At 39.7% G+C, this 1,827-nt stretch carries 1 protein-coding gene; it reads left to right on the top strand.

Annotated features, from left to right (window positions below; genetic code table 11):
• The first annotated feature begins 263 nt into the window (after positions 1-263).
• Positions 264-1,523 (top strand): glycosyltransferase family 2 protein, encoded by a 1,260-nt coding sequence (locus tag LG34_RS16355; protein WP_109217026.1) that lies wholly within the window; start codon positions 264-266, stop codon positions 1,521-1,523.
• The last annotated feature ends 304 nt before the right edge of the window (positions 1,524-1,827 follow it).

The raw sequence follows: 1,827 nt of genomic DNA, 5'->3' as shown, positions 1-1,827 counted from the left end.
TGCATGACGCGCACCTCGCAACAAGAATGCCGGAGCATTCTTGAATTTTTAACAACAAAATTTAGGTTGAAGAATCAATGATATTCTTCTATCACACGCCTTATATAATCTTATACTTATATAATATGGAAACGATTCATTTCTTTATCTTTTCAACCATGTTTCTTAAGGATTTGTTAATGATTGCCACCGTAAATCCTAACATTTAGCTGATATATTGAGTATAACGAAAATGAAAACACAAGCACAGGGAGGAACCAATTATGTTAGTTACAATCACCCGTGTGATCAACTGGTCGATCTTATTTACATTCATTGCCTGTTTTGCTTATCAGATTATCTACTTGATCGCACCTTATATTAAGAAAGAGCAGCCCCACAAACCATTACAGCTTCATCGTTATGCAGTACTGATCGCAGCCAGAAATGAAGAAAATGTCCTTGGTGAACTGTTAGACAGCATTCACGCACAGAATTATCCGTCTGAACTGGTTGATATTTACGTTGTTGCTGATAACTGCACGGATTCTACTGCAGAAGTTGCTTATGCACACGGTGCTTATGTATATGAACGTTTTAACCGGATTCAGGTTGGAAAAGGATATGCCTTAAAATACTTACTGGATCAGATTTCACTCAGCGACAATCTGGAAGATTACGATGGATTCTTTATCTTTGACGCAGATAATCTTCTGGATGAGAATTACATAGCAGAAATGAACAAGACATTTAACGATGGATACGACGCCGTTACAAGCTACCGTAACTCCAAAAACTTTGGTGACAACTGGATTTCCCACGGTTATGGTCTCTGGTTCTTACATGAAGCGCAATTTTTAAACCGTGGCAGAATGAGAACTGGCAACAGCTGTATGGTATCCGGAACGGGTTATATGATCTCCCGTGAACTGATTGAGAAAAATGACGGTTGGAAGTTCTTCCTTTTAACAGAGGATATTGAATTTACCGCCGACTGCATCGCAAATGGTGTAAAAATCGGTTACTGTGAGCACGCAGAGTTTTTCGATGAACAGCCGACAAAATTTTCTGTATCCTGGCATCAGCGTATGCGCTGGGTCAAAGGTTATTTTCAGGTATACAAAAAATACGGCAGACAGTTATTATCCAAAGTTGGCAAAAAGGGCGGCTTCTCCTGTTTCGACATGCTGATGTCCAACCTTCCGGCCTTTATCCTGACAATGGTTGCCACCTTTGCAGGACTGACATTGACGATTCTGGCACTTTTAACAGCACAGGATTCTGTTTCAGCACTGCTCTGTGTCGGTAAGTTTACGGTAAATACATCCGCAGCTATGCTGGTACTTGGTATCTACACAACACTGACAGAATGGAAGCACATGCATATGGCATGGTATAAAAAAATCGGATATATGTTCACATTCCCGATTTATATGCTGACTTATATTCCGATCGCATTTGTTGCAATGTTTAAGAAAGTGGAATGGAAACCGATCGCCCATGGTTCCAGAACTGCAAAACCGGTTCGCCGGATTGCGTCTTAAACAGAGTTTTAAAATTGCCCCCAGTGTTTTTATATTTTTATATCTTTTAGGTTTTTAAGTCGAACGCCTGTATTTGGTCTCGGTCGCTAGCAATCGCTCTCTGAGAAAAAATACAGGCGTTCTCAATTTACGTAACAAGAAAATGTGTCTTCGCTTTAGTAAAAAATTAACAGTCATTTTTTATAAACAAAAAACCGCAGTAACACGAATATTTTCCGACTAATATCAGATAATCATCATGCTACTACGGTTCTATATAATTCAAGAATGCTCCGGCATTCTTGTTGCGAGGTGCGCGTCATGC

Origin of the sequence: Eubacterium ramulus (assembly GCF_003122485.1) — a bacterium.
GTDB lineage: Bacteria > Bacillota > Clostridia > Lachnospirales > Lachnospiraceae > Eubacterium_I > Eubacterium_I ramulus_A.
This window is presented reverse-complemented; position numbering and strand designations above follow the sequence as displayed.

Excerpts from the sequence above, each read along its gene's own strand:
- LG34_RS16355 (WP_109217026.1), top strand. The coding sequence starts at position 264 with ATGTTAGTTACAATCACCCGTGTGATCAACTGGTCGATCTTATTTACA.